This window comes from Paraburkholderia sp. MPAMCS5 (genome assembly GCF_036016995.1).
Classification (GTDB): domain Bacteria; phylum Pseudomonadota; class Gammaproteobacteria; order Burkholderiales; family Burkholderiaceae; genus Paraburkholderia.
This window is the reverse complement of record NZ_JAYXBK010000006.1, coordinates 307,021-333,414: the sequence shown is the minus strand read 5'-3', so window position 1 is coordinate 333,414 and position 26,394 is coordinate 307,021. Positions and strand designations below refer to the sequence as shown.

23 protein-coding genes are annotated in these 26,394 nt (G+C 63.4%); 10 read left to right on the top strand and 13 right to left on the bottom strand.

Going from position 1 to position 26,394, the window contains the following annotated elements; translation table 11 throughout:
• Positions 1 to 102: 102 nt before the first annotated feature.
• The 4 genes from VOM14_RS16615 to VOM14_RS16600 all read right to left on the bottom strand — a co-directional run bounded on the left by VOM14_RS16615 (position 103) and on the right by VOM14_RS16600 (position 4,989).
• On the bottom strand, positions 103 to 1,410 hold the full coding sequence (locus tag VOM14_RS16615; protein ID WP_327629808.1) for an MFS transporter: 1,308 nt from the start codon (positions 1,408 to 1,410) through the stop codon (positions 103 to 105).
• A gap of 385 nt (positions 1,411 to 1,795) precedes the next feature.
• A complete protein-coding gene (locus tag VOM14_RS16610; protein WP_442955552.1) occupies positions 1,796 to 2,332 on the bottom strand; it encodes a TonB family protein in 537 nt (178 codons plus the stop codon).
• Between the two features lie 224 nt (positions 2,333 to 2,556).
• Entirely contained in the window at positions 2,557 to 3,963 is a 1,407-nt protein-coding gene (gene argH, locus VOM14_RS16605) for an argininosuccinate lyase (protein ID WP_327629806.1), read from the bottom strand.
• 189 nt (positions 3,964 to 4,152) lie between these two features.
• Positions 4,153 to 4,989 (bottom strand): helix-turn-helix transcriptional regulator, encoded by an 837-nt coding sequence (locus tag VOM14_RS16600; RefSeq protein ID WP_327629805.1) that lies wholly within the window; start codon positions 4,987 to 4,989, stop codon positions 4,153 to 4,155.
• Between the two features lie 167 nt (positions 4,990 to 5,156).
• Between VOM14_RS16600 and VOM14_RS16595 the strand changes: the two genes are divergently transcribed.
• Entirely contained in the window at positions 5,157 to 5,909 is a 753-nt protein-coding gene (locus VOM14_RS16595; RefSeq protein WP_327629804.1) for a class I SAM-dependent methyltransferase, read from the top strand.
• Between the two features lie 472 nt (positions 5,910 to 6,381).
• Here VOM14_RS16595 and ppc read toward each other — a convergent pair whose 3' ends face one another.
• Complete coding sequence (gene ppc, locus VOM14_RS16590; protein ID WP_327629803.1) at positions 6,382 to 9,528, bottom strand: phosphoenolpyruvate carboxylase; 3,147 nt, start codon at positions 9,526 to 9,528, stop codon at positions 6,382 to 6,384.
• 440 nt (positions 9,529 to 9,968) lie between these two features.
• Between ppc and hemC the strand changes: the two genes are divergently transcribed.
• Genes hemC through VOM14_RS16575 form a run of 3 tightly spaced genes read left to right on the top strand, consistent with a single transcriptional unit; the run spans position 9,969 to position 14,187 of the window.
• Positions 9,969 to 10,976 (top strand): hydroxymethylbilane synthase, encoded by a 1,008-nt coding sequence (gene hemC / locus VOM14_RS16585; protein ID WP_327629802.1) that lies wholly within the window; start codon positions 9,969 to 9,971, stop codon positions 10,974 to 10,976.
• Positions 10,976 to 12,994: a fused uroporphyrinogen-III synthase HemD/membrane protein HemX gene (gene hemDX, locus VOM14_RS16580; protein ID WP_327629801.1), complete on the top strand. Its 2,019-nt coding sequence runs from the start codon at positions 10,976 to 10,978 to the stop codon at positions 12,992 to 12,994. Before hemC ends, hemDX begins: the two co-directional genes overlap by 1 nt.
• 2 nt (positions 12,995 to 12,996) lie before the next feature.
• Complete coding sequence (locus tag VOM14_RS16575; protein WP_327629800.1) at positions 12,997 to 14,187, top strand: heme biosynthesis protein HemY; 1,191 nt, start codon at positions 12,997 to 12,999, stop codon at positions 14,185 to 14,187.
• 179 nt (positions 14,188 to 14,366) lie between these two features.
• Here the strand turns inward: VOM14_RS16575 and VOM14_RS16570 are convergent, their stop codons facing one another.
• From VOM14_RS16570 to VOM14_RS16550, 5 genes are all read right to left on the bottom strand, one after another.
• On the bottom strand, positions 14,367 to 16,031 hold the full coding sequence (locus VOM14_RS16570; protein WP_327629799.1) for an ATP-binding response regulator: 1,665 nt from the start codon (positions 16,029 to 16,031) through the stop codon (positions 14,367 to 14,369).
• Between the two features lies 1 nt (position 16,032).
• The gene (locus VOM14_RS16565; RefSeq protein ID WP_327629798.1) at positions 16,033 to 17,013 is read right to left on the bottom strand and encodes a SpoIIE family protein phosphatase; all 981 of its coding nucleotides are present in this window, start codon (positions 17,011 to 17,013) and stop codon (positions 16,033 to 16,035) included.
• Entirely contained in the window at positions 17,010 to 17,336 is a 327-nt protein-coding gene (locus tag VOM14_RS16560; RefSeq protein WP_442955547.1) for an anti-sigma regulatory factor, read from the bottom strand. Before VOM14_RS16560 ends, VOM14_RS16565 begins: the two co-directional genes overlap by 4 nt.
• 71 nt (positions 17,337 to 17,407) lie before the next feature.
• A complete protein-coding gene (locus VOM14_RS16555; protein WP_327629797.1) occupies positions 17,408 to 17,791 on the bottom strand; it encodes an STAS domain-containing protein in 384 nt (127 codons plus the stop codon).
• A gap of 1 nt (position 17,792) precedes the next feature.
• Complete coding sequence (locus VOM14_RS16550) at positions 17,793 to 18,662, bottom strand: STAS domain-containing protein (RefSeq protein WP_327629796.1); 870 nt, start codon at positions 18,660 to 18,662, stop codon at positions 17,793 to 17,795.
• Between the two features lie 135 nt (positions 18,663 to 18,797).
• Here VOM14_RS16550 and VOM14_RS16545 point away from each other — a divergent pair, with 135 nt between their 5' ends.
• Positions 18,798 to 19,049 (top strand): hypothetical protein, encoded by a 252-nt coding sequence (locus VOM14_RS16545; protein ID WP_327629795.1) that lies wholly within the window; start codon positions 18,798 to 18,800, stop codon positions 19,047 to 19,049.
• Positions 19,050 to 19,179: 130 nt separating this feature from the next.
• Here the strand turns inward: VOM14_RS16545 and VOM14_RS16540 are convergent, their stop codons facing one another.
• From VOM14_RS16540 to VOM14_RS16530, 3 genes are all read right to left on the bottom strand, one after another.
• Positions 19,180 to 20,499 carry an MFS transporter gene (locus tag VOM14_RS16540; protein ID WP_327629794.1) on the bottom strand — a complete coding sequence of 440 codons (1,320 nt, stop codon included), beginning with the start codon at positions 20,497 to 20,499 and terminating at the stop codon, positions 19,180 to 19,182.
• A 107-nt stretch (positions 20,500 to 20,606) separates the two neighbouring features.
• Positions 20,607 to 21,365 (bottom strand): SDR family oxidoreductase, encoded by a 759-nt coding sequence (locus VOM14_RS16535; protein ID WP_327629793.1) that lies wholly within the window; start codon positions 21,363 to 21,365, stop codon positions 20,607 to 20,609.
• 64 nt (positions 21,366 to 21,429) lie between these two features.
• On the bottom strand, positions 21,430 to 22,869 hold the full coding sequence (locus tag VOM14_RS16530) for an aldehyde dehydrogenase family protein (protein WP_327629792.1): 1,440 nt from the start codon (positions 22,867 to 22,869) through the stop codon (positions 21,430 to 21,432).
• Positions 22,870 to 23,139: 270 nt separating this feature from the next.
• Here VOM14_RS16530 and ppa point away from each other — a divergent pair, with 270 nt between their 5' ends.
• The 5 genes from ppa to VOM14_RS16505 all read left to right on the top strand — a co-directional run bounded on the left by ppa (position 23,140) and on the right by VOM14_RS16505 (position 26,288).
• Positions 23,140 to 23,667 (top strand): inorganic diphosphatase, encoded by a 528-nt coding sequence (gene ppa, locus VOM14_RS16525; protein ID WP_327629791.1) that lies wholly within the window; start codon positions 23,140 to 23,142, stop codon positions 23,665 to 23,667.
• A gap of 202 nt (positions 23,668 to 23,869) precedes the next feature.
• The gene (locus VOM14_RS16520; protein WP_327629790.1) at positions 23,870 to 24,556 is read left to right on the top strand and encodes a haloacid dehalogenase type II; all 687 of its coding nucleotides are present in this window, start codon (positions 23,870 to 23,872) and stop codon (positions 24,554 to 24,556) included.
• Complete coding sequence (locus VOM14_RS16515) at positions 24,546 to 25,196, top strand: TetR/AcrR family transcriptional regulator (RefSeq protein ID WP_327629789.1); 651 nt, start codon at positions 24,546 to 24,548, stop codon at positions 25,194 to 25,196. The genes VOM14_RS16520 and VOM14_RS16515 overlap by 11 nt, the downstream gene beginning before the upstream one ends.
• Positions 25,197 to 25,289: 93 nt before the next feature.
• A complete protein-coding gene (locus VOM14_RS16510; RefSeq protein WP_327629787.1) occupies positions 25,290 to 25,871 on the top strand; it encodes a carboxymuconolactone decarboxylase family protein in 582 nt (193 codons plus the stop codon).
• 144 nt (positions 25,872 to 26,015) lie between these two features.
• Positions 26,016 to 26,288, top strand: coding sequence for a hypothetical protein (locus VOM14_RS16505; RefSeq protein WP_327629786.1), 273 nt, complete (start codon positions 26,016 to 26,018; stop codon positions 26,286 to 26,288).
• Positions 26,289 to 26,394 lie beyond the last annotated feature (106 nt).

Sequence of the window (26,394 nt, the reverse complement as noted above, 5' to 3'; positions counted from 1 at the left end):
ATTCGGTTTGAGTATAAGCAAGTCAAAAAGGTCCGCAAGACCGGGGATTTACCCAGCGAATCCCCGCCAGGCAAGGCTTTCGCCCGCCTTACGCAACGCTTGTCACATCAGCCGCGAGTCGCGCGTCTCGCGCATGCACAGCACGCCTATCATGCTGACGGCCGCGGCGATCGAGACATACGCGCCCACCCACGGCAGCCCGCCGCGCGCGGCCAGCATCTGCGCGATATACGGCGCGACCGAGGCGCCGAGAATCCCGCCGAGGTTATAAGCGACGCCCGCGCCGGTATAACGCACGTTGGTCGGGAACAGTTCGGGCAGGAGCGCGCCCATCGGCGCGAACGTGACGCCCATCAGGAACAGTTCGATGACGAGGAACAGCAGCACCAGCGGCGTCTGTCCGCTGCCGAGGAGCGGCGCCATCGTGAAGCCCGACAGTACAGCCGCCACGATGCCGACGATCAGCACCGGCTTGCGGCCATAGCGGTCGCTGGCCCAGGCTGAGAGCGGTGTGGCGAGCGCCATGAACACGACTGCGATGCACAGCAAGCCGAGAAAGGTTTGCCGCGGAATGTGCAGCACCGACACGCCGTACGACAGCGAAAACGTCGTTGCGTTATAGAACAGCGTGTAGCAGACCACCATGGCCAGCGCGCCGAGCAGCGTGGGCAACCAATGCTGCGACAGGAGTGTCGCGATTGGCACCTTTACGCGCTCCTTGCGCTCGATAGCTGCCTGGAAGGCCGGTGTCTCGGCGATCTTCAGGCGCACGTACAGGCCGAGCGCGACCAGCACCGCGCTCACGAGGAACGGCACGCGCCAGCCCCAACTGCGGAACTGCTCGTCGCTCAATGACAGCGCGAGCGCGAAGAAGAGGCCGTTGGACGCGAGAAAGCCGATTGACGGCCCCAGTTGCGGGAACATGCCAAACCAGCCGCGCTTGCCGGCTGGCGCATTTTCGGTGGCGAGCAGCGCCGCGCCGCCCCATTCGCCGCCGAGCCCGATGCCCTGGCCGAAGCGCAGGATACACAACAGGATAGGCGCAAGGCTGCCGATCGAGTCGTAGCCCGGCACGAAGCCGATCAGCGTGGTGGAGAGGCCCATGACGAGCAGCGAGGCGACGAGCGTCGATTTACGGCCGATGCGGTCGCCAAAGTGGCCGAACAGAAACGAGCCGATCGGCCGCGCGACGAACGCGATGCCGAACGTGACGAAGGCCGACAAGGCCTGGGCCGTCGCCGAGCCGTGCGGAAAAAACACCGGGCCGATGACGAGCGCGGCGGCGGTCGCATAGACATAGAAATCGTAGAACTCGATCGCGGTGCCGATGAAGCTAGCGAAGATGATCCGCGCGCTATTGGTCTGTCCGGCCGCATTGGGCCTGGCCGTGGAAATCGGCGATGTGGACATGCAAAGTCTCCATTGTGTCGTGATGCCGGATTGCGCCGCGCCGAACCGCCACGCGGTCGATTGTTGACTGGCAGCACGGTCAGCCGGCTTCTTTGTTCAGGTTCGTTGCGCGCCTGGCGTCGAGGCCGAGGTTCGCGGCTCGCGGCTCGCGGCTCGCGCGCGAATGCGGCCGAATCAACGGCTGAATCAGCGCGCATGCCAAACGCAACGAGAATCTTGCGCGACGCTCGCGGATGGCGCGGCGCCGTGACAATCGGCTGCGGCCGCGCCGGCGGATCAACGGGCGGCCCGAGCCATGCCGGAAGGCTCCGGCGAGGGAATCGAAAAATTATAGCGAGCGCGGCGTGCGCGCAGCAAGGCGGCTGGCCGATCGGCCAGGCCGCGCTCAGTCGATGGTCAACGCTTGCGGCGAGGCCAGTTCGCGAAGCTGGAATTTGCCGTCGTCGTTGAAAAGCCAGTCTTCGAAGAGTTCGACCTGGCCGCGGCCGTTCAGCAACGCGCCCGGCGGCAAGGGTAGCGGAGCCGAGCGCCGCAAGCTGGCCAGCGCGGTGCTTTCGGCTTCGTCGTCGCCGTTCGTGCGATACACGGAAGATTGCACGAGGCGTCCATTGCGATCGACCGTGAACGACACCACGACGAGCGAGCGCAGCATCGCCTGCGGTTTGCCGCGCAGCACATACGAAGGATTGCGCTCGACAATGCGTCGCGCGACGGCGTCGCGATACTGGTCGAGCGTCGCGCTGTTGATCGCGGCGGCGGGCGTCGAAACGGTGGGACGTGTTGGCGGCGTGAACGTGCAGCCGGCGACGGCAAGCGCGAACAGCGCCATCGACGCGATGCCGCGCAAACGCGGCGACCGCGGGCAGGCGCGGCCGGCGCCGCATTCAATGAGAGGGCGAGGCAAGCGCGGGCGGGTGAGCATGATGGACCACGACAGAGGGTAGAACCATCTCTTGATGGTAGTCAAAAACCTCCGGGTTTCAATCGGCGTTCGCCCGGGAAACAGGCGGCCCGCGCAAGAAAAAAGGCGAACTCGCCAACGAGTTCGCCCCTGTCTTTCTGCATTGCAATGCGGCTTGCAATCAGGCTTGCAATGCGCCTTCGGAATTCACGCCGAATGCGCGCGCCATGCCTGCGCGCCGCGCATTACTTCAACGCTTGCCGGGCCGCCTTGACCGCCGCGAGCACCTGCTCCGGCGCGGTGCCGCCCGGATGATTGCGGCTCGCGACCGAGCCTTCGAGCGTCAGATACGAGAACACGTCTTCGCCGATCAGATGCGCCACGTTCGGCAATTCCTTGCGCATTTCGTCGAGCGTGAGATCCGCGAGATCGCAGCCGCGATCCGCGCAGATGCGCACGGCGAGCGCCACGGCTTCGTGCGCGTCGCGGAACGGCAGGCCGCGTTTCACCAGGTAGTCGGCGAGGTCGGTCGCCGTGGAAAAGCCTTGCAGCGCGGCGTCGCGCATGGCTTGCGGCTTGACCGAAATGCCCGCGACCATTTCAGCGAAGATGCGCAGCGTATCCGCCACGGTGTCGACGGTGTCGAACAGCGGCTCCTTGTCTTCCTGATTGTCCTTGTTGTACGCGAGCGGCTGGCCTTTCATCAGCGTGAGCAGCGCGATCAGATGGCCGTTCACGCGGCCGGTCTTGCCGCGCGCGAGTTCCGGCACGTCGGGGTTCTTCTTTTGCGGCATGATCGACGAACCGGTGCAGAAGCGGTCCGCCAGATCGATGAAGCCGACGCGCGGGCTCATCCACAGCACGAGTTCTTCGGAGAAGCGCGAGATGTGCGTCATGACGAGCGCCGACGCCGCCGTGAATTCGATCGCGAAGTCGCGGTCCGACACCGCATCCAGCGAATTCGCGCAGATGCCGTCGAAGCCGAGCGTTTTCGCGACCGCGTGACGGTCGATCGGATAGCTCGTGCCCGCGAGCGCCGCCGCGCCGAGCGGCAGACGGTTCACGCGCTTGCGGCAATCGGCCATGCGCTCGGCGTCGCGCGAAAACATTTCGACGTACGCGAGCAGGTGGTGGCCGAACGTGACCGGCTGCGCGACCTGCAAATGCGTGAAACCAGGCATGATGGTCGACGCGTTTTTCTCCGCCATGTCGAGGAGCGCGCTGCGCAGTTCCTTCAGCAGTTCGCCGATTCGGTCGATCTCGCCGCGCAGCCACAGGCGGATGTCGGTCGCGACCTGATCGTTGCGCGAGCGGCCGGTGTGCAGGCGCTTGCCGGCGTCGCCGATCAGCGCGGTCAGGCGCGCCTCGATGTTCAGGTGCACGTCTTCCAGGTCGAGTTGCCACTCGAACTCGCCGCGCTCGATTTCACCCTTGATCTGCGCCATGCCGCGTTGGATCGCGGCGAGGTCGTCGGCGGCGATGATCTTTTGCGCGGCCAGCATCGAGGCGTGCGCGAGCGACCCTTCGATATCGACGAGCGCCAGACGCTTGTCGAAGAAAACCGACGACGTATAGCGTTTGACAAGCTCCGACATCGGCTCCGAGAAGCGAGCCGACCAGGCTTCGCCTTTTTTGTGCAGTTGGGACGTCATGGTGTTGGGCAGTTAAGAGCGGGCGGTGAAGAGGCGGGCAACGCGAATGCACGTGCTGTGCGAAAGCGCCGCTGCGGCGAAGAAAGACAGGGATTTTAACACCGGGCGCGGGCGTTCCAGACGCCGCCGCCGCGTTCGCCGCCGAATCCTCGCGGATGGCCGCGTCCATTTCCGCATCCAGCTCCGCGTCTATTCGCGCACCAGCACGACCAGCTTCAAATCTTCGCGATGCGCGGGTTTGAACGTGATCTGATCGTAGACAAGGCGGCCTTCGCGCGGATGATTGAACTCGCGCCGTCCGCCTTCGCGGCCGCCCACGTCCTGCGAAGCCCAGAAGCGCGCGAACGCGTCGCTCGCGGCGGTCAGCGAATCGATCAGCGCGCGCGTGGGCGCGTCGCTCAGATGGCGGATCGAGTCGGCGCGAAACTCGGCGGCCAGCCGCCGCGCACGCGTTTCCCAGTCGACGATCAACTCGCGCGCCGCCGCTTCCGTGAACGTGTAGCGCAGCAGATTGCGGTCGTGCGCGCCGTCCAGCCAGCCGACGAACAGCCCGGCGGCGCGCTCGTTCCACGCGAGCGCATTCCACTGGCGGTCGAGCACATACGCCGGCGCGTTCACGAGCTGCACGGTTTCGAGCAGCGTGGCGGGGGCGTCGGCGGCGGCCGGATCGGGTTCGGCCGGATCGCGCTGCGCGGCCAGTTCGAACAGATAAGCGCGCTCGGCGCGCGACAGTTGCAGCGCGACCGCGATGCGCGCGAGTGCGTCGGCGGAAGCGGAAACCGGGCGCCCTTGCTCGATCCACGTGTACCACGTCGGGCTGACGCCGCACAGTTGCGCCACTTCCTCGCGACGCAAGCCCGGCGTGCGGCGGCGCGGCCCCGGCGGCAAGCCGAGCGCTTGCGGCGACAGCCGCTCCCGATGCGCGCGGATGAAGTCGCCGAGCGCGCGAGCGGGCGTGGCGTCGAGCGGCGGCGGAGGGTCGGCGGCAGAGGGCGTGCCGGTTCGCGTGCTGGTTCGCGTGGTCATTCGTTGTGGCGGCGCGTGAGGAGGGTGGTATAGATACCAGAATAATTGCTTAACTTGTACCGGTACACGGCGGGCTCTATTGTAGCGGCGTAGCGACGGGAAAGGCGGCAGACACGGCATGCCTTCAGCGCTATCGACATCGACTCACGCAGATAACGGAGCCCTCCATGAAGCATCACGATCAGGTCGCCGACGCCTTCGGCTCGACCGCCGCCGCCTACTTGACGAGTCCGACCCATGCAACCGGCGCCGATCTGCGGACGCTGGCCGAATCGATCGCCGCGACGCCGGGCGCGACCGTGCTCGACATGGGTTGCGGCGCGGGCCACGCGAGTTTCGCGGTTGCGCCGCACGCGCAAGAAGTGGTCGCCTACGACATCGCCGCGCCGATGCTGGCCACGGTCGAAGGCGCGGCGAAGGATCGCGGCCTCGCCAACATCCGCACGCAGCAGGGCGCGGCCGAACAACTTCCGTTCGACGATCACACGTTCGATTGGGTCATCAGCCGGATGAGCGCGCATCACTGGCACGACGTCGCGCCCGCCCTCGCGCAAGTGCGGCGCGTGCTGAAGCCGGGCGGCAGGGTGCTGTTCATCGACATCGCCGGAATCGACCATCCGCTGCTCGACACGCACATTCAGGCGATCGAGTTGTTGCGCGACGGCTCGCACATCCGCGATTACCGCGCCGACGAATGGATCGCGCTTTTCGAAGCCGCGGGTTTCAAGGCGTCGATTCGCGAGCGGTGGCGCATCGATATCGAGTTCAGTTCGTGGGTGGCGCGCATGCGCACGCCGGAGCCGCGCGTGGTGGCGATCCAGTCACTGTGGCGCAGCTCGCCGGATGAAGTGCGGCAGTATTTCGACGTGCAGGAAGACGGGTCGTTCAAGCTGGATGCGTTGATGATTGAGGCCGGTTGAGGCCGGTTGAGGCCGGTTGAGGGCGCGTGTTGACGGCGCGTCTACGGAAACCGCACCGATTAATCAGAGCCGCGCCGCCCGATGAGGCGGCGTGGCTTCATGCCGTGCAGGTCTTGCCTATTTGATCGCCTTGCTTGCGGGCATTACGCGCGGATCGTTGCAAAGGCGTTCACAACCACCTTCACAACGATCTTCACATAGGGGCACAGCAGGAGATCGCCTTCGAGGACGCCCGCTCGTCCGCAATATGTTCGCCGCGTTGCGGTACCGATAATCCTGAATCTGCCTTCACACCTGCCACACGTTGCTTCGCCGCCGTACGTAGCTCAGAACAGGTTGCGACCGGCGCCGCCAACGCGCCGTGAACCGCTCCGGCAAAAAACAAAGCCGGACGCGGTCAACTAACCCACGCCCGGCCTTATTTCAATCAGAGGGCGGCGACGCCTGAAACGCCGCCGCCATCCCGCGCCTGTCAGCCCGTATTGCGCAACCCCGCCGCGATCCCGTTGATGCTCAAATGAATCCCGCGTCGCACGCGCGCGTTGGTGTCGCCCGCACGGTAGCGCTTGAGCAATTCCACCTGCAGGTGATTGAGCGGGTCGAGATACGGGAAGCGGTTCTTGATCGAACGCGCGAGCAGCGGATTATCCGAGAGCCGCTCGCTCTTGCCGCTGATTTCCGCCAGCGCCTTCGACGTGCGCTCCCATTCCGCGACGATCCGCTCGAACACGTGCTTGCGCAGCTTCTTGTCGGTCACGAGCGCCGCGTAGCGCGAAGCCACCGCGAGGTCGGTCTTCGCGAGCACCATGTCCATGTTCGAGAGCAGCGTCGAGAAGAACGGCCAGTTCCTGTGCATCTTCTTCAGCAGCGCGAGGCGGCGCGCGCGTTCGGCGTCGCTTGGCGCACTGTCGAGATGCGCGGCGACCGCGCTGCCGAAGCCGTACCAGCCGGTCAGCAGCAGACGGCATTGGCCCCACGAAAAGCCCCACGGAATCGCGCGCAGATCTTCAATCTTGCGTTGCTTCGGATCTTGCAATTTGCGCGACGCCGGACGGCTGCCGATATTCAGCTCCGCAATCTCCGAGATCGGCGTGGACTCGAAGAAATACTCCTTGAAACCAGGCGTTTCGTACACCAATGCGCGGTACGAGGCCATGGCGGCGTCGGACAACTGCTGCATGGTTTCCTCGAACGCGGGCAAATCGGCGGGCGCATTGCCGTGCGGCAGCAGCGACGCTTCGAGCGTTGCGGCCACCACCGTTTCCAAATTGCGCCGGCCGATTTCCGGGTTGCTGAATTTGCTCGCGATCACTTCGCCTTGTTCCGTCAAACGGATCTGACCGTCGACGGTGCCCGGCGGCTGCGACAGAATCGCCTGATAGGTCGGGCCGCCGCCACGGCCGACGGTGCCGCCGCGTCCGTGGAAAAGACGCATCGTGATGCCGCGTTCGTTGAACAGCGACAGGAGCGCGAGTTCGGCGCGATATAGCTCCCAGTTCGACGTGAGGAAGCCGCCGTCCTTGTTGCTGTCCGAATAGCCGAGCATCACTTCCTGCTCGTTGCCCTGGTTTTCGATGATCGCGTCCACGCCCGGCAGCGCGAGCAGATCGCGCATGATGTGCGGCGCGTTGCGCAAGTCGGGGATCGTCTCGAAGAGCGGGATCACCATCAGCGCGGCGCGCGCCGGGTCGCTCGGATTGCCGAGTTGCCCTTGCAGCAGGCCGGTTTCCTTTTGCAGCAGCATCACTTCGACGAGATCGCTGATCGTCTCCGTGTGCGAAATGATGTAGTTGCGCACCGCGCGCGCGCCGAACTTTTCGCGCGTGACTCGCGCTTCTTCCAATACGCCGAGTTCGCTCTTCACGAGATCCGAATACTCGGCGAAGGGCACGCGCAACGCACGCGGCTGCGCGAGTTCGGCGAGCAGCACGTCGAGCTTTTCGCTTTCGGAAAGCGCCGCGTAATCGGCGTGAACGCCCGCGCGCTTCAGCAGTTCGGCGATCACCGCTTCGTGAATGTCCGAGCTTTGCCGCAAGTCGATGCTCGCGAGGTGAAAGCCGAACACTTCGGCGGCGCGCGCGAGCGGCGCGAGACGCGGCGCGGCGAGCGGGCCGCCATGATGCGCGGCGAGCGAATCCATCAGCACGTGCAGATCGCGCACGAATTCGGCGGCGTCGTCGTAGGGCTTCGCGCGGATCGGCGCCACGCCACGGCCCGCGCTGCGCAGCGGCACGCTGCCTTCGCCGAGACGCACCCGCGCGCTCGCCGCGAGCCGCGTGTACATGCCGATCAGCGCGCGCCGATACGGCTCGTCCGTGCGATGCGGCGACTGGTCGGGCGAAATTTCGGCGAGCGCCTTCAGCTCGTCGCTCGCGCCGGCGAGCAGGTTCGACACGGAAAGCTCCGCGCCGAGCTTGTGCACCTGCTCCAGATAATGTTCGAAGATCACCTCGGCCTGGCGCGCAATCGCGTTTTCGAGCGTTTGCGCCGTGACGTTCGGATTGCCGTCGCGGTCGCCGCCAATCCAGCTGCCCATCTGGAAGAAAGGCGGCAGGCGCGCGTCGAGGCCGTGTTCCTTGAGCGCTTCTTCGATATCGGCGTAGAGCGCGGGGATTTCTTCCAGGAACGTGGCGCGGTAGAACGACAGCGCGTTCTCGATTTCATCGGCGACGGTCAGGCGCGAATCGCGCAGCATGCGCGTTTGCCACAGCGACGTGACGCGCGCGCGCAGCATTGCTTCGTTGTGTGCGCGTTCACGCTCGGTCAGTTGCTGATCGCGTTCGGCGAGCAGGCGCGCCACGTCGTGCTGGGCGTCGAGAATGCTCTTGCGCTGCACTTCCGTGGGGTGAGCGGTAAGCACCGGCACGATCAGCGCGTCGTTGAAAAACTGCTGCAACACCGGCGTGGCCGCGTTGCCCGCTTCGGCGAGCCGCTCCAGCGCATAGGCGATCGTGCCCGGCTGCGCCGCCGAGCCGGCGAGCGCGTGAATACGGTGACGACGATTGCGGTGACGGTCTTCGGCGATATTCGCGAGGTGCGAGAAGTAGCTGAACGCGCGCACCACGCTCACGGTCTGCTCGGGACTCAGCGAGCGCAGTTTCTTGTCGAGCGTCTGCGCGGCGGCGTTGTCGTCCTCGCGGCGAAAGCGCACGGCTGTCTGACGGATCGTTTCGACGACGTCGAACACTTCGTCGCCTTCCTGTTCGCGCAGCACGTCGCCGAGCAGGCGGCCGAGATAGCGGATGTCCTGGAAGAGCGGATGGTCCTTGTCGTCGCGCGTGCGGCCGCTGCTTTTCGGCGTGGCGACGACGGTTTCCGCGGACACGGCCTGAAGCTTCGGCGTTTTGCGCTGGGCTTTCGCTTTTTTCGAAGCGGCCGGGTCTTGCGTCGCGGTGTCCGCCTTGCTTGTCTTGTTCGGCTTGGTGGTCTTGCTCGCCTTGTTAGTCGTGGACGACTTGATGGCTTTGACGGCCTTCGCGGGCCTGGTCGCGCGTTGGGCCCTGGCGGGCTGGGCGGCGCCTGCTTCGACAGAAGCGGAAGACGCGGCGGCGTCGGCGGTGGAAGCGTTAGGCGATGCAGTGTTGCGGCGGGCAGGGCGCGCCGATCCGGAAGACGTCACGATGGGTTTCCTCGGGGAAGCCAGGGTCTGTTAAGTGATGAACTGCTACTGCGGAACTGCACTTGGGACTGCGCTTGGAACTGCAACGTGAACTGCGTGAAACCGTATGCGCCGATGGCGATACGCCGGAGAGGATGGCCGCGCGTTCGCACGATTGTTCTCATACGGCGCGGGGTGCGCCGCATTGCATCATCGCGCATGCGGCGGATGCATGCGCGAACGACCGTGCGTGAAGAACGTGCCACAACAGGCGGCAACGATAAACCGCCCGGCACGCGAGACCCGTCTCCTCCTTCGATACCGCATTGGCGCAACGCCCCGTCACGCCTTGATCCGCGCCTTATCCGCAGTGGACAGGAGGCGGCCGAACCGAAGGGCGAAGCAAGGGGCGCGTGCTAACATTGTTTGTTATTACATCCCGTCATTCAATCGACAAGCTAATGAACACCGAGACGTTTTCTGCGCCGCCCCACACGCTTGTGATTGCTTCGCGAGAGAGCCGTCTTGCCATGTGGCAAGCGGAGCATGTGCGGTGTGCGCTGCACAAATTATATCCATCTTGTGACGTGAAAATCCTCGGAATGACGACACGCGGGGATCAGATTCTCGATCGCACGCTGTCGAAGGTGGGCGGCAAGGGGCTCTTCGTGAAGGAACTCGAAGCCGCGCTCGCCGACGGCCGCGCCGATCTCGCGGTGCACTCGCTGAAAGACGTGCCGATGGAATTGCCGGCCGGCTTTGCGCTCTCCACGATCATGGAGCGCGAAGACCCGCGCGACGCGCTGGTCTCCAATGATTACGACTCGCTTGCCGCGCTGCCCGAAGGCGCCGTGGTCGGCACCTCCAGCCTGCGCCGCGAAGCGATGCTGCGCATGCGCTATCCGCATCTCGAAGTGCGGCCCTTGCGCGGCAATCTGGACACGCGCCTGTCCAAGCTCGATCGCGGCGATTACGCGGCCATCATTCTCGCGGCCGCGGGCCTGAAGCGTCTCGGTCTCGGCGACCGTATCCGCGCGCTTCTCGATCCCGAAGACAGTTTGCCCGCCGCGGGGCAGGGCGCGCTCGGCATCGAGATTCGCGCGGATCGCGCGGACCTGGCGGCATGGCTCGCGCCGCTGCATCACGAACATACGGCGGCGGCTGTCGAAGCGGAGCGCATGGTGTCGCGCGCGCTCGGCGGCAGTTGCGAAGTGCCGCTCGCCGCATACGCCACGTGGCATGACGGCGCGCTTCATTTGCGCGGCATCGTGGCGACGCCGGACGGCCGGCGCGTGCTGAGCGCGAAGGCGTCGGCGCCCGCGCCGAGCGTCGAGCGCGCGATTGCATTGGGCCGCGAAGTGGCCAGCTCGCTCGAACAGCAAGGCGCGATGGACATCGTTCGCTCGCTCAGCACGGCGAGCGGTCCCGCTGCGCCGGGCGCGGCGGACAGCGCGGCGTCCGGCGACTGATGGCGGCCGACATTTCCGGCAGCGCGTCGTCGTCCGCGAGCAAGGCGGCGTTCACGGTCGTGATTACGCGACCGGCCGGTCAGTCGAGCGAGCTGATCGCGCGCCTCGCCGCCGCGGGCGTCGCCACGCTCGAGTTCCCGCTGATCGACATCGCGCCCGTCACTGACGAAGCACCGTTGCGCGCCGCGCTCGGCTCGCTCGAACGCTACGCGCTGGTGGTCTTCGTGTCGCCGAATGCGGTCGATCACGCCTTCGCCCACAGCGGCGCGATCTGGCCGCATGCGTTGCCGGTTGGCGTGGTCGGGCCGGGCAGCGTGCGCGCGCTAGCGCGTCACGGCGTCAGCGCGCCGGCGCACCGCGTGATCAGCCCCGCATCCGACGCCGACGAAGACAACGGCCGCTTCGACTCCGAAGGCCTGTTCGCCGCCATCGACTCCGCATTCGGCGAGGCGAATCTGGAAGGAAAGCGCGTGCTGATCGTGCGCGGCGACGGCGGCCGCGAATGGCTCGCCGAGCGTCTGCGCGAAGCCGGCGCGGAAGTGCAGACGGTCGCCGCTTACCGGCGCCTCGTGCCCGAGCCGTCCATCGGCGCGTGGGCACGCGTGCACGCGTTGCTCGCGGGCGAACCGCACGCATGGCTTCTGACCAGTTCCGAAGGCGTGCGCAATCTGCACGAACTCGCGCAAGACCATCTGACTACCGACGAACTCGCGCAGCTCAAACACGCGCCGCTCGTCGCGCCGCATCCGCGTATCGCGCAGACCGCGCGGGCATTGGGTTTTGATAGGATGACGGTGTCCGGCGCGGGCGACGATCGCATTGCCCACGCCTTGCTCGAAGCCCTGCCTCCCGTAGTTCAACCGGTACCGTCCAATCCGGCTCATTCACCGGCTAAATCACGCATGACAGAAACGAACGCATCCACGAACGCTTCATCCCAGCCGGCCGGGACTGCCGCCTTGCCGCCGAACCAACCCTTCACGCCCTACGAAGCGCAAAAGCGCCGCAGCGCGAGCGGACCGCTGCTGTGGTTTGTCGTCGTGATCATCGCGTGCGCGGCGGGCGTGGGCGGCTATGCGCTCAATCGCAAGCTGGAGCGCACCGAGCAGCAAATCGCGCAACGTCAGCAGGCGAACGACACGCAAACCAACGAACTGCGCATCAAGACCGAGCAGGCGCTCGCCACGGTGCATCAATCGGATTCGCAGGTTGCGCAGCTCGAAGGCAAGCTCGCCGACGCGCAGGCCGCGCAGCAGGCGTTGCAACAGCAGTACGCGGACCTCGCGCGCAATCGCGACGACTGGACGCTCGCCGAAGTCGGCCAGATGCTTTCGGCAGCGAGCCAGCAGTTGCAGCTCACCGGCAACACGCAGCTCGCGCTGTTCGCGCTGCAAAGCGCCGACACGCGGCTTGCGGCGTCGGACAGCCCGCAGGCGGTCGCGGTGCGCAAGGCCATCGCGCAAGATATCGACAAGTTGAAGGCCGCGCCTTCCACGGACCTCACCGGTCTCGCGATCAAGCTCGACAACGCCGTCGATCAGGTGGACAGCCTGCCGCTCTCGGGCGAGGCGCCGATCGCGCATGCAACGCCGCGCGCGGCGACGTGGGAAGACACGCAGAAGGTGGCGGCGGCCACCGGCGAGCCGCGCTGGAAAGTGTGGTGGCGCGAAGTGACCAATGGCATCGGCCAGCAGTTGACGAGCCTCGTGCAGGTGCGCCGCATCGATAACGCGGACGCGATGATGGTCGCGCCGGATCAAGGCTACTTCGTGCGTGAGAACGTGAAGCTGCGTTTGCTGTCGGCGCGCCTCGCGCTGCTCTCGCGCAATCAGACCACGCTGAAATCCGACCTGCAGGGCGCGCAAACGGCGCTCGCGCGCTACTTCGACGCGTCGTCGAAGAAAACGCAGAACGTGATCGATCTCGTCAAGCAGGTGGATGCCGGTTCGGCCGCCGTCGAATTGCCGAATCTGAACACGAGTCTGCAAGCCGTCAATCAATACCGGAGCCGGGGTTAATCATGGCGATCCGGGGACTCTTATGGCTCGCGCTGCTGTTCGCCGTCGCGGTCGTGCTCGCGGTGGTCGGACGCTTCGACATGGGACAGGTGCTGCTGGTGTATCCGCCGTACCGCGTCGACATCTCGCTGAATCTGTTCGTGGTCGGCCTCGTGGTGCTGTTCATTCTGGTGTATGCGCTGCTGCGCATCGTGCGCAATATCTGGCGCATGCCGCAGCGCGTGGCCGCCTATCGCGCGCGCTCGCGTGTCGCGAAGGCGCACGCCGCGCTGCGTGACGCGATCGGCAACCTGTATGCCGGGCGTTTTTCGCGGGCGGAGAAAGCCGCGAAAGACGCGCTCGCGAATGGCGACAACAAGGGCGCGGCCGGTTTGATCGCGGCCGCGGCGGCGCATCGCATGCATGAATACGCGCGGCGCGACGAATGGCTCGCGCAGATCGATCAGGCCGACTGGCAGGACGCGCGTTTGATGGCCACCGCCGACATGCGCGCCGACGGCCGCGACGCCGACGGCGCGCTCGCCGCGCTCACCGAAATGCAATCGCAGGGCGCGCGGCGCATTCACGCGCAGCAGATCATGTTGCGCGCGCAGCAGCAATTGAAGAACTGGGGCGAAGTGCTCAAGCTCGTCAAGACGCTGGAAAAGCGCGAGGCGATTCATCCGGCAGTGGCGGTGCGTTTGCGGCAACTGGCGGCGGAAAATCTGCTGCGGGATCGTCGGCATAACGCCGATGCGCTGCTCGAACTGTGGAATTCGCTCACGCCGACGGAGCGTCATTCGCCGCGTCTCGCCGATCTCGCCGCCGAATTGCTGGTCGGGCTGAACCGTCCGCAGGAAGCGCGCAAGATTGTCGAAGAAGCGCTCGCGCAGAACTGGGACGCGCGCTTGCTGCGCCGCTATCCGGACACCACGGGCGGCGACGCGTTGCCGCTCATCCAGAAGGCCGAGGCGTGGCACAAGGATCGTCCGGACGATGCGGACCTGCTGTTCGCGCTGGGTCGGTTGTGTCTGCATCAGCAGTTGTGGGGCAAGGCGCAATCGTTTCTGGAGCGCGCGTTGAAGCTTGCTGATAATGAGACGCTGAAGATCCGCTCGCATCGGGCGCTCGCGCGCCTGCATGAGCAGCTTGGCGATGCGGAGAAAGCGAGCCAGCATTATCGCGAGAGTGCGTTGGCGATGAATGTGGTGTGAGGTTTGAGTTTCGCTTGATGTGCCGCTAGTGAGTCGATGGCCGCAGTTTGTGCTGCGGCCATTTGTTTTTGGGCTGTGCCCGGTGCCTGTTGCGTTCGCCATGTTTGCCGCGCGTGGTGAGTGGGGCAGGGCGCGATCCCTCGGCGGCTTATCGCGGGGCGAAGCGGACGTTCGCTATGTCACGTGCCGACGGTCGACAGAAAACTCAAAAAGTCGCCGATCAGCAGCGGCTTGGCAAAGTAGTGGTCGAATCCGGCTTCAGAGGCATTGCTCCGATAGTCTTCGCTTGAATATCCGCTTAGCGCGACGAGTGTCAACGGCCTGGCCTGATGCCTCTTGCGCAATGCAATCGCCACGTCGAACCCCGGCATGTCCGGCAAGCCCAGGTCGATGACACCAACCGTGGGAACAAACGTCTCGCTCAAAACCAGCGCGCTGCCGCCGTCGTACGCGACCGCGCATTCATAACCGTGCAATTCGAGCAGCGCGGCCAGCGCGTCCGCCGAATCCTTGTTGTCGTCGACGACCAGCACCTTGTGTTCCGCCGCGGTGGCAACGTACTGAACCGCTGTCTCCACTTCGGGCACGTGCTCATCGACTATCGGCAACGACACCACGATTCGGGTTCCTGTGCCCGCACCCTCGCTGAACACGGCCACTGAGCCATCGTGATCCAGCACAAGTCGCTGCACGACGGTCAATCCTATGCCCAACCCGGCATCCTGCCGGCCAATCGAAGTCGGCGCCTGGGCGAACAGATCGAACACACGCGGTAGCATGCTCGAATCAATGCCCACGCCCCGGTCGATGACAGAAACCTGTACCTCATTGCCCACGCGCTCCGCGTGGATTTCGATGGTGTCGGGCTGCAACGTATAACGCGCGGCATTGTGAATGATATTGCTGAAAACCTGCTTGAGCCGCGCGACATCCACTCGAACGAAGATCGATTCTTCGGGCCGTCTAACGACGACTTTGTGGCCGCGCCGGTTCAACTCCGGCAAGGACGTCTCAATTCCGCCGTCAATCAGCGTGGAGATCGAGACCACCTCGGTCTGCAACTCGACTTTTCCACGAGTGATCCGGGACACGTCCAGCAAATCATTGACCATGCGGGACAGTTGCGCAGTCTGCCGCCCGATAACCGCGTAGGTGCGTTCGTGCGAGTCTTTGTCGCTGTGCTCCGCCAACTGGAGCGAGAGCGAAATCGCCGCGAGCGGATTGCGCAGCTCGTGCGCCAGCATCGCCAGAAACTCGTTTTTCCGCACGTCGGCGTCTTCGAGTTCGACTTTCTTCCGACGCAACTCTTCGAGTGTCAGCATCATCTCGCGATTCTGCTGCTCAAGTTCTTCGACTGGCGTCTGCGGCTTACGTTGAGTGAGCTGTTCTACGCGCGCGCTCAACTCACGTCCGGACAGCCGGACAGTGCCACGAGGAAGAAGCATCTCCAGCGTGACCGTCGTTCCGTTGCCCGGTTCTGAATGAATGAAGAAACCATCGGTCATGCGCCGGCTTCCGGGGATACCTACGCCGGCGCCTTGCGGCTGGCCCCGTGAATCTCCCAGCAGCTCCTCGACGTTGCCGATCCCCGGACCGTTGTCGCTGATCTGCGCGACGACGCACTGCGACTCGTCGGAATCCGTGGCGTCGCCGACGAGAAAGGTCAACGTTCCGCCGCCCGCAAACTGGATGGCGTTGCGCGCGATCTCCGACACCGCAGTAATGAACCGGGTCCGCTGGACGTTATCGAGTCCGAACAACTCACCGATCTGACGCGAGCGGTCGCGAATGGCCACGAGGCTCAGGTTCGAGCTGATGGGCGTCGAGAGAATGCGGTGGCGCATCTCAGGACGCCTTGACGACGACGATCGTCGCGTCGTCGGCGTCGCGCGCGAAATCGCGGTGCAGAACGCTGGCGATCACACTCGGATGCCGTTGACTCAAACCTGGGTGACGACTCAGATTCCAGCGCGTCGAGAGGCCGTCGGTGGTGGCAATGAACACGCTGCCCTTTGTCCACGGCACCTCGCTGGGACGGACAGTGCGCATGTTGTAGCCGACGGTTCCATCGGTCGAAATCAGATGCTGCGTCTCGTCTCCGGAAGTGACGATCCCTACAATGTTTCCGACGCCGGCGAACGACATCAAGCTTTTATCCGCGTCGAACATGGCCACTGCCATCACTGCGCCGCGCGTTGTCTTGATTTCCTGATGCGCACGGCGCAGGACATCCGCGGGCTGGTCGCCCGGGTCAGCTTGAAGAAAAACGCCGACTGCGCGATGGGACGCGTCCGCGGCCATGGGGCCGTGACCCAGGCCGTCGAGAAGGGTAACCCAAAGCTTGCCGCCGACGCAGCGCACTCCCCATGCGTCGCCGCAGATGCCCTGTCCCAGCTTTGGCGTCGATTTGACGCCTAGCTGGAAGCGCTCCGGGTTCGCTTCCGGCGAATTGGCAATTTGCGCCAGCAATACAGTGCCGGCGCCCGTCGCCGAATAAATATCGAAGCGCGTGGAATGCCGCTCGATCGTGCCAAGACCCGCGCCGAGACTGCCGCCGGAAGAGAAGCCATCGGTCATGGCGGACGTGACGTTGGCGATTCCGGGCCCACGATCGAGCGCGATGATTTCCAGAGCTTGCGACGCACCTTCGCGATAGCTTTTGAGCGTTATCTCGCCCTGGCCGGCGTACTTGAGAATATTGGTCGCCGCTTCCGTCACAATGAGCGCCGCGTCAGCCTGACGTTTTTCCGACAAACCGAGCGCGTGCGCCATGTGGATCGCTCGCCGACGCACATCTGCGACACCGCTTTTGTCGGTCAGGCTCAACGTCGCTTCCATTGGATAATGCTCACTCTGGTGCCCTGTCCTACTGCAGATGTAATTTCGAACTCGTTGACGAGCCGGCGCGCCCCGCCCAGTCCAAGTCCCATGCTGTTGGCTGTGCTGAAGCCGTCCTCGAGCGCGCGTTCAATGTCAGGAATGCCAGGCCCGGTGTCCTCGAATACAAGCTTGAGACCGCTGCGGCCGCCTTCCTTGACTTCCGAAATCGTCAGCGTGCCGCCCTTGCCGTGAACCAGCGTATTACGCGCCAGTTCACTCGCGGCGGTGACAAACTTGGTACGTTCGAGCGTACCAAACGCCAATCGCACGGCCCAATCCTGAACAGTCTTGCGCGCGAGATTGACCTGCTCGTTCGAGCGAATGTCCAGTACGACCTCGCTTAGGTTAACGATGGCGGCTCTCCTGCGTCGTCCAGCGATGCGCGGAGTAAAGCCATTCCCTTATCGACATCGAGCGCCGTTCGTATGCCATGAAGCGACATGCCTAGTTCGACTAGCGTAATCGCTACAGCAGGCCGCATGCCTACAAGGACAGTGGCTGCGTCCATGACACGGGCCATCGCTGCAATATGGCCCAGCGTGCGGCCAATGAAAGAGTCAACGATTTCGAGCGCGGAGATGTCGATCAGGACGCCCTTCGCGCGAGTACGCTCGATGCGTGACGTCAGGTCGTCCTGCAGACTCAGCACCAATTCGTCATGCAGCTCGACCTGAATCGACACCAGCAGGAATTCGCCGAGCTTGAGAACTGGAATCTGCTCCATCTCAGTTTTCCTGCTTCGCCGATGCGATCTTACCGACCGCCAGGCCAACTCGCCGCAATGCGACCTTGAGTGCTTCGGCCAAGGTGGCTTTCGTGACCACGTCACCCAGGTCCACGCCGAGGTGCACGATGGTTTGCGCAATCTGCGGACGAATTCCGCTGATGATGCATTCCGCGCCCATCAGACGCGCGGCGGCGACGGTCTTCAGCAGATGCTGCGCGACCAGCGTATCGACCGTAGGAACGCCGGTAATGTCGATAATGGCGATTGCCGCTTCGTTTTCGACAATTGCGTCGAGCAGACTTTCCATCACCACCTGCGTGCGCTCGCTATCGAGCGTGCCAATCAGCGGCAGTGCCACGATGGAATCCCACAGCCTGACCACCGGCGTAGTGAGGTCGAGAAGCTCCTGCTGCTGGCGCTCGATGATCTCCTGACGCGTATGCTGATAGGCCTCGACGGTGAGCAGGCCGAGCTTGTCCAGCGTCAGCGTCAGCTTCCAGATCTCGTCGGCAAGACGGTTCGCGTCCTTCGCGAGTTCTTTACGCAGTGCATCGAACAAAGGCTGTTTCAGCGAAAAAACGAAAGTGGCGGTTTCAGCGGGCGAGAACCCCTGAATCACGCGTTCGCGCGACAAAGCGATGAGATGCGCCTTGATAGGCTGCCACACGTCCCCGATCAATCCTTCGTCGTAGTTGTTCTTTATTGCCTTCGCGAAAAGCGAAAGAAATACCCGCGACGCTTCCTTCGACTCTGCTTCCGAAATCACGCCTTGCCGGGCGCTACTGGCCAACTGGGCTTCGACCCAGCCCTTAAGAATCGAACCCTCATTTTTTTCCAGAATTGCCGCAAGGTTTGTTTGATCGCTCAATCTTCGCTCCCGAGTTAGTTCAATGCTCCACAGCAGGGCCGTATCATACATTGGAGCAATTCGTGTAGTAGCGCTCGTTAAGTTTTTTAATGGCCTATTTCAGAGTCCGTCCGAGTACAAGCTCAGCCACCGTGAATGACACGAAAGAAAAAGTTGACGCACGGAGTGCCAATTGCGGGCTGCGGCGATTTATCTGTTTGCGGCAAGGTTCTTCACCATTTCGCCAAAGGAGCGCAGCAGGTAAATCACGTAAAAATTTCCGTCAATGAAGAAAAAATTGCCACTCGATGTAATTGGGGATTCACGCTGCGGTTATTGAAAATTTGGATCAGCGCTTATGAAATGAGAAGGACACCTGGGTGTCCTTCCGATGCCGGGCGTGAATAGAGGGTCATGGCCGACTACCACCTCATACCGCCGCGAGTAGCCGTCATTTATTCACCATTTCACCTGCAGCCCCAGCAGCCCCAGCAGCCCACTGGCACCTAGGGCTATTCCATCACCAACAAACTTCACCTCACCTGTTAACCACCTTCGCCGGCACGCTAACCGCCAGCAAACCGCCGAGAACCATGAACGCCGCCAACATATACATCCCCGAATCATTCGCCGAGGTCGCCTGCTTCAACCACCCCACAGCATAAGGACTCAAAAACCCCGCCAGATTCCCAATCGAATTGATCATCGCGATCCCGGCCGCCGCGCCCGTCCCCGCGAGAATCGCCGTCGGCAAACTCCAGAACAGCGGCAACGTGGTGAGAATGCCCATTGTTGCAAGCGTGAGAGACGCCATTGCCAGCACGGTGCTATGCGCCCACACCACCGACAGCACCAGGCCAATAGCCCCCGCGAACGCCGGCAACGCAATATGCCAACGCCGCTCGCGCGAGCGGTCCGCGCTTCGCGCAACCAGAACCATTGCCACCACTGCCGCCGCGAACGGAATTGCGGAAAGCAGGCCGATCAGGAAAGCGTCGGTGACGCCCGTCGCCTTGATGATGGTCGGCAGCCAGAAACTCACGCCGTAAAGACCCATCACGAACGAGAAGTAGGTGAGGCTCAGCATCAGCACGCGGCCGCTTGTCAGCACCTGGCGGATCGGCATGTCGTGCTTGGTGGCTTCCTCGGCGGAAACATGGCGCTCCAGCAGTTCCTTTTCTTCCTTCGTCAGCCACTTCGCTTTCGAAATGCGGTCGTCGAGCGCGAGAAAAACAATAATGCCGACGATCACCGACGGAATCCCTTCAAGCAAAAACAGCCACTGCCAGCCGTGCCAGCCGTTCACGCCGTTGAAACTCTTCAGAATATAGCCCGACACCGGACCGCCGATCACGCCCGACAACGCGATCGCCGTCATGAACCATGTCGTCATGCGCCCGCGCCGGTGCGACGGATACCAGTAAGTGAGATACAGAATGATGCCGGGGAAGAAGCCCGCTTCCGCCAGACCAAGCAGAAAGCGCATCACGTAGAACATGGTCGGCGTGGTGACGAACATGGTCAGCATGGAAAGCACGCCCCACGACACCATGATCCGCGCAATCCACACGCGCGCGCCGACCTTGTGCAGGATCACATTGCTCGGAATCTCGAAGATGAAATAGCCGACAAAGAAAATGCCCGCGCCAAAGCCATAAACCGCATCGCTCAAACCGAGGTCGCTCGTCATTTGCAGTTTGGCGAAGCCGACGTTCACGCGGTCCAGATACGCGACCACGTAGCAGAGCATGAGAAGCGGCGTGAGCCGCCAGTTGACCTTGCGGTAGGTCGCCTCTTCGAAAGTGGAAGGCGGCGCACCCGCGCCGGAATGGTGGAGCGGATCTGCGGGACTGGCCATGGTGTCTCCTCTCTTCTTGTGGAATTGAAGTGCCGCGTCGATTCTAGCCGCGCGGCCCGGCTTGTACGTCAATTAAATAAATGCACGGGGAAAACACTGAGCCCGCGCTACACGCAGCGTCCGCCGTCCACTTCAAGACACACGCCGGTGATGAACTCGGCTTCGTCCGAAGCCAGATACAGCGCGGCGTTGGCGATGTCCTGCGGCGTCGAGAAGCGCCCCAGCGGAATGCCGGCCAGAAAGCGCTTGCGGTTTTCAGGCGTATCTTCGACGCCCATGAACTCCGACAGCAGCGCCGTTTCGCCGATCACGGGGTTCACGCAATTCACGCGAATGCGGTCCGGCCCGAGTTCCACGGCGAGCGACTTGCTCGCGATAATCACCGCGCCCTTGCTGCCGTTGTACCAGACGAGTCCGGGACGCGGCCGCACGCCGGCGGTCGACGCGACATTGATAAAACTGCCGCCGCCTTGCTCGCGAAAATACGGCACGAACTCCTGCACGCTCCAGTAAATGCTCTTTACGTTCACCGCATAGACGCGATCGAACTCGGCTTCCGTGACTTCGAGCACCGGCTTGTTGCGATGCGTCGTGCCCGCGTTGTTGACGACGATCTGCACGCTGCCGAAATCTTCGAGCGCCGCCTCGCGCAGCGTGTGCCAGTCCTCGCGTTGCGCGACGTTGCCCGCCACCGCAATCGCCTTGCCGCCCGCCAGCGCGATTTCGCTCGCGACGCGTTCGGCGGCGGCGCCGTTCAGATCGTTGACCACGACGTTCGCGCCTTCGCGCGCGTAGGTCTTCGCGATGCCTTCGCCGAAACCCGAGCCGCCACCCGTGACGATGGCCGTTTTACCTGTCAACCGCATGATGTCTCCGCTGTTTGAGTTGTGAGTGGTGAATTGCACGTGATAACGCGACGAGCCGCGCGGACTAGTCGTGCCGGATCGCAATGGTCTTCAGCACAGTGAAGCCATACAGCGCCTCGAAGCCTTTCTCTCTTCCGTGGCCCGAATGCTTGACGCCGCCGAACGGCAACTCGACGCCGCCGCCCGCGCCATAGTTGTTGATGAACACCTGGCCTGAGCGCACACGTCGCGCGAGACGCATTTGCCGCGCGCCGTCACGCGTCCAGATGCCGGCCACCAAGCCGAATTGCGTGCCGTTGGCGAGCGCGAGCGCTTCGTCTTCATCGGCGAAGGGCATGGCGGCGAGCACCGGGCCGAACACTTCGTCGCGCGCGAGACGGTGGCTCGCGGGCACGTCGCGCAACAGCGTGGGCGCCTGATAGAAGCCGCTTTCCGGCGCTTGTTGAATCACTTCGCCCTGCGCGGCCATCGCGATGCCGTCGTGCTGCGCGTCGGAGAGAAAGTCCCACACGCGCCGTTGCTGCTTCGCGTTGATGAGCGGGCCGCAATCGAGGTCCGCGTGCGACGGGCCGACGCGCAGCGCGTTGAACGCGCCGCTCAGCCGGTCGAGCAGCGGCTCGTAAATGGCGCGGTCGATCAGCACGCGGCTGCCCGCCGAACAGGTTTGCCCGGCGTTCTGCACGATCGCCGACACGAGCACGGGCAGCGCGGCGTCGAGGTCCGCATCGGCGAATACGATTTGCGGCGACTTTCCGCCGAGCTCCAGCGTGACCGGCACATGATTCTCGGCGGCCATTTGCGTGACGAGCTTGCCGGTTTCGGGCGAGCCGGTGAACGAAATATGATCGATGCCCGGATGACGCGCGAGCGCCGCGCCCGCTTCGTGCCCATAACCGGTGACGATATTCAGCGCGCCCGCGGGCAAGCCCGCTTCGGCCGCGAGTTCGGCGACGCGCAACACGGACAGGCACGCGTCCTCGGCCGGTTTGACGACGCACGCGTTGCCCGTGGCGAGCGCGGCGCCCACGCTGCGGCCGAAAATCTGCATCGGATAATTCCACGGCACGATGTGGCCGGTCACGCCATGCGGCTCGCGGATCGTCATGACCGTGTAGCCGGCCTGATAGGGCAGCGTCTCGCCGTGCAACTTGTCCGCCGCGCCGGCGTAGAACTCGAAATAGCGCACGAGGGCGGCCGAATCGGCGCGCGCCTGTTTGAGCGGCTTGCCGGTGTCGCGCGCTTCGAGTTGCGCGAGTTCTTCCTGGCGCGCGGCCACCAGCAGAGACAGCCGGTACAGAAGGCGCCCGCGTTCGGCCGCGCTCGCCGCGCCCCATGGGCCTTCGAAGGCGCGGCGCGCGGCGTGGACCGCGGCGTCGATATCCGCGGCCGTGCCGCGCGCGAGGGTGGTGAACGGCTGGCCGTCCGAGGGATCGAGTACGGCGATCGTCTCGCCGCCTGAAGCGGCGGACCACTCGCCGCCGATGAAGTGTCGGGCTTCTTCCATGCAGACTCCTTGAGTTGTCGCGCGGCCGGCGCGCAAGAAAGGTCAGGCGCACGCGGTGACGCGGTGTTCACAAAGCAGAGGCACAATCGAGAGACGCGAGACGATTATCGCGCCGATCCGCCAGCGGACGCCATCGGCCGATTGGCTATAATGGCGCATTCCGCACTGTCCGGCCGCAGCGCCAAGGTTCGAGGCGAGTTTCACGAGGCAGCCTCCTAGCCCACGCGCCGCATGCCGTGCTCCGAATTCCATCCTGACCAGAGAGCGCTCATGAGCTTCAATCACGTCCCCGCAGGCAAAGATCTTCCGCAAGATTTCAACGTCATCATCGAAATCCCGGCGCAAAGCGACCCGGTGAAGTACGAAGCCGACAAGGATCTGGGCCTGCTCGTCGTCGACCGTTTCATCGGCACCGGCATGCGCTATCCGGCGAACTACGGTTTCATTCCGCAAACGCTGTCGGGCGACGGCGATCCGGTCGACGTGCTGGTGATCACGCCGTTCCCGCTGCTGGCAGGCTCGGTGGTCCGCGCCCGCGCGCTCGGCATGCTGCAAATGACCGACGAGTCGGGCGTCGACGCGAAGCTGATCGCCGTCGCGCACGACAAGATCTGCCCGATGACCGCTGACCTGAAGTCGATCGACGACGTCCCGGCGTACCTGAAAGACCAGATCAAGCACTTCTTCGAGCAATACAAGGCGCTCGAAAAGGGCAAGTGGGTCAAGGTCGAAGGTTGGGCGGGCATCGAAGCCGCGCACAAGGAAATCAGCGAAGGCGTGGCGAACTTCAAGAAGTAAAGCCGCGCAATCAGGAAACGCAAGTTTGCTGACAGAACGCTCCTTCGGGAGCGTTTTTTTTCGCCATTGATTTCATGAGCGCGGCGGGCTTCGCTGCTGGTTTTGACTGAGGAATCTGTCATGGCCGGCGCGCATTCCTTCGTTTGCTGGACTGCGTATTGCTGCCACCGTTCATTCTTTAACCCTACTGGAAGGAGCGGTCATGAATACAACGGCCCGTGGACGCACGCTCGTTTTCGACGTCAATGAAACGTTGCTCGATATTGAAGTTCTCAACCCGTTCTTTGAGCGCGCATTCGGAGATTCACGAGCGATGCGGCAATGGTTTGCCGAATTGATTCTCTATTCCGAGGCGCTGACGCTGAGTGGGAATTACACGCGGTTCGGCCCGTTGGCGGTCGCCGTGTTGAAGATGGTCGCGAAGCTTAGGCAGGTCGAACTGAAGGAGGGCGATGTCGAGGAGTTCAAGTCGACGATGGCGAAATTGCCGCCACACCGCGAGGTGCCCGAGGCACTGGAGATGCTGGCGAGTGCCGGGTTCCGCATGGTGACGTTGACCAACTCAGCCGGCGAATCCGGCAAGGCTTCGCTCGTTCAGGCAGGACTGCATGACTTTTTCGAGCACACGTTCTCCGTCGACGACGTTGCGAAGTTCAAACCTGCGAAAGAGGTGTATGCCTACGTCGCGCGGACCTTGAGCGCGCAGCCATCCGGGCTGCGTCTGATCGCAGCGCACACATGGGACACGCTCGGCGCTCTGGCGGCAGGCTACAGCGCGGCTTTGGTCGCAAGACCGGGCAATGCTCCGCTCGCCATCGGCGCCCAGCCCGATATCGTCGAACCCGATTTGCTGCGCACGGCGAGGCGCATCGTCGAGATTGATCGTTGACTTCGAGGCCGTCTCAGGCAATCCGGCGATTTTGGTACACTGGTCCAAAATTGCTGATGAGGAATCTATGGCACGCCCTATGGAGTTCGACCGGGATGAAGCGGTGAAACGCGCGACCCGTGCTTTCTGGGAGTCCGGTTACGGCTCGATTTCGGCCGGAGAACTGGTGGAACGGATGGGGATTGCCAAATCGTCCTTTTACAACACGTTCGGTTCGAAAGCCGAACTGCTGCGGGAAGCGATTGAGCGCTACACGCGCGACCGCGCAGCGGCGCTGCTGCGTTCAGCTCGCCAGTCGAACGCGCTCGATGTGCTTCGTCATCTTTTGCTCGACGTGGCAAAGCGAAACGACGGCGGAAAAGGCTGTTTGCTTGTGAACACGGCAATCGAGCTGAGCAAGCATCATCCTGAGATGGCCGAGGTGACGCGCAACGGGTTCAGCGAGATGGCCATGACGTTCGAGGCGCTGATCAAGGCAGGACAGGAAGACGGTTGCATCCGGGCGGAGTTGAACGCGAAGCAACAGGCTCTCATCGTTGTCACCAGCATTTCTGGTTTGCGTGTGATGGTTCAGAGCGGCTTTTCAGCCCGGGAATTGAAACCGTTTATCGATACTGTGCTCCAACCCATGGAGCGTTGATTTTTTTTGCCTGTTTTGGACGGATCGTACAAAACAGGTTTTATCGGGGAGCGCAAGACCACGGCGCTTCTACCTCTTTTACAAGGAACTCGCATGAACGACACCGCTACGCTCAGCCTTCCTCTGGTTGCCCCTGACACGTCCGATGCTCGCGCGAAAGAAGTGCTCGAAACCGCTCGCAAGCAGGCAGGCGGTATCCCCCACATGTATGCCTCGATGGCAAATTATCCGGCGCTGCTCGACACGTACCTGCATGGATACCGGCTTTTCCGTTCGGAATCGTCGTTGACATCCGCCGAGCAGGAGGCCGTGTTTCTGGTCATCTCGCGAATTAACGAGTGCACGTATTGCGTGAGCGCGCACAGCATGATTGCAACCAACGTGTCGAAGACGCCGCCCCAAGCCGTGGAAGCGATCCGTTCGGACGCGCCGATCGAGGACGCGAAGCTGCGTGCGCTCGCCGACTTCACGCGCACAATGGTGGTGTCGCGCGGCAATCCCACGTCGGACGAACTGGCAGCCTTCCTTGCGGCCGGGTACACCGAAAAAACAGTGCTCGAAATCATCCTGGCGATAGCCGTGAAGACGCTGAGCAATTACACGAATCACCTGTTCCACACGGAAGTCGACAGCAAGTTCCGCGGCTTCGCCTGGACGCCTGCCGCGCATAGCTGATCAGTAAGCAGGGCCGTTTCGCAGCAAGGCGGCCGGCTGCTATCCCGAAGTGCGAGCGTGTTTTTCAGCGCGAGGTCGCGCAACGCCCACTTGCGCTAGACTGGTCCGAGCAAGCGAAAGGAGACCTGACGCAAGGAGACGTGGATGATACGCAAGACGCTCAATGCCTCGCAGCTTCAGCAGGAGGTCAACCGGCGAATTCACCGGCTGCACGAAATCGTCGAGGATGGCGTGAGGATTCGTGTGCCGCGGCCGCAGTTGCAAGAGGCTGACAAGACGGGTTGCAACTGGAACATGACTCACTTCGGCAACGCGATCGGTTTCGAGCGCGACATCGAGGGCGTGCTCAAGGCCGTGCGCGCGCAATACAACCTCAATACCGAAGTGAAAGACACCGGCAACCCGTTCGGGGACTAACATTCGCACGATTCGCCGATCGAGCCGGTCATGCAAACAACCGCGCGAGCCTGAAGAAGCCGCGCGGTTTTTTATTGGGCCGCCGGCCTTCGCGAAGATGGCCTAT

Coding starts and splice junctions, on each gene's coding strand:
- VOM14_RS16505 (WP_327629786.1), top strand. CDS start 26,016: ATGATACGCAAGACGCTCAATGCCTCGCAGCTTCAGCAGGAGGTCAAC.
- VOM14_RS16595 (WP_327629804.1), top strand. CDS start 5,157: ATGAAGCATCACGATCAGGTCGCCGACGCCTTCGGCTCGACCGCCGCC.
- VOM14_RS16570 (WP_327629799.1), bottom strand. CDS start 16,031: ATGCGCCACCGCATTCTCTCGACGCCCATCAGCTCGAACCTGAGCCTC.
- VOM14_RS16600 (WP_327629805.1), bottom strand. CDS start 4,989: ATGACCACGCGAACCAGCACGCGAACCGGCACGCCCTCTGCCGCCGAC.
- VOM14_RS16520 (WP_327629790.1), top strand. CDS start 23,870: ATGAATACAACGGCCCGTGGACGCACGCTCGTTTTCGACGTCAATGAA.
- VOM14_RS16540 (WP_327629794.1), bottom strand. CDS start 20,499: ATGGCCAGTCCCGCAGATCCGCTCCACCATTCCGGCGCGGGTGCGCCG.
- VOM14_RS16575 (WP_327629800.1), top strand. CDS start 12,997: ATGGCGATCCGGGGACTCTTATGGCTCGCGCTGCTGTTCGCCGTCGCG.
- VOM14_RS16610 (WP_442955552.1), bottom strand. CDS start 2,332: ATGCTCACCCGCCCGCGCTTGCCTCGCCCTCTCATTGAATGCGGCGCC.
- VOM14_RS16555 (WP_327629797.1), bottom strand. CDS start 17,791: ATGGAGCAGATTCCAGTTCTCAAGCTCGGCGAATTCCTGCTGGTGTCG.
- VOM14_RS16535 (WP_327629793.1), bottom strand. CDS start 21,365: ATGCGGTTGACAGGTAAAACGGCCATCGTCACGGGTGGCGGCTCGGGT.
- VOM14_RS16545 (WP_327629795.1), top strand. CDS start 18,798: ATGACACGAAAGAAAAAGTTGACGCACGGAGTGCCAATTGCGGGCTGC.
- VOM14_RS16530 (WP_327629792.1), bottom strand. CDS start 22,869: ATGGAAGAAGCCCGACACTTCATCGGCGGCGAGTGGTCCGCCGCTTCA.
- hemDX (WP_327629801.1), top strand. CDS start 10,976: ATGGCGGCCGACATTTCCGGCAGCGCGTCGTCGTCCGCGAGCAAGGCG.
- VOM14_RS16615 (WP_327629808.1), bottom strand. CDS start 1,410: ATGTCCACATCGCCGATTTCCACGGCCAGGCCCAATGCGGCCGGACAG.
- VOM14_RS16510 (WP_327629787.1), top strand. CDS start 25,290: ATGAACGACACCGCTACGCTCAGCCTTCCTCTGGTTGCCCCTGACACG.
- argH (WP_327629806.1), bottom strand. CDS start 3,963: ATGACGTCCCAACTGCACAAAAAAGGCGAAGCCTGGTCGGCTCGCTTC.
- ppa (WP_327629791.1), top strand. CDS start 23,140: ATGAGCTTCAATCACGTCCCCGCAGGCAAAGATCTTCCGCAAGATTTC.
- hemC (WP_327629802.1), top strand. CDS start 9,969: ATGAACACCGAGACGTTTTCTGCGCCGCCCCACACGCTTGTGATTGCT.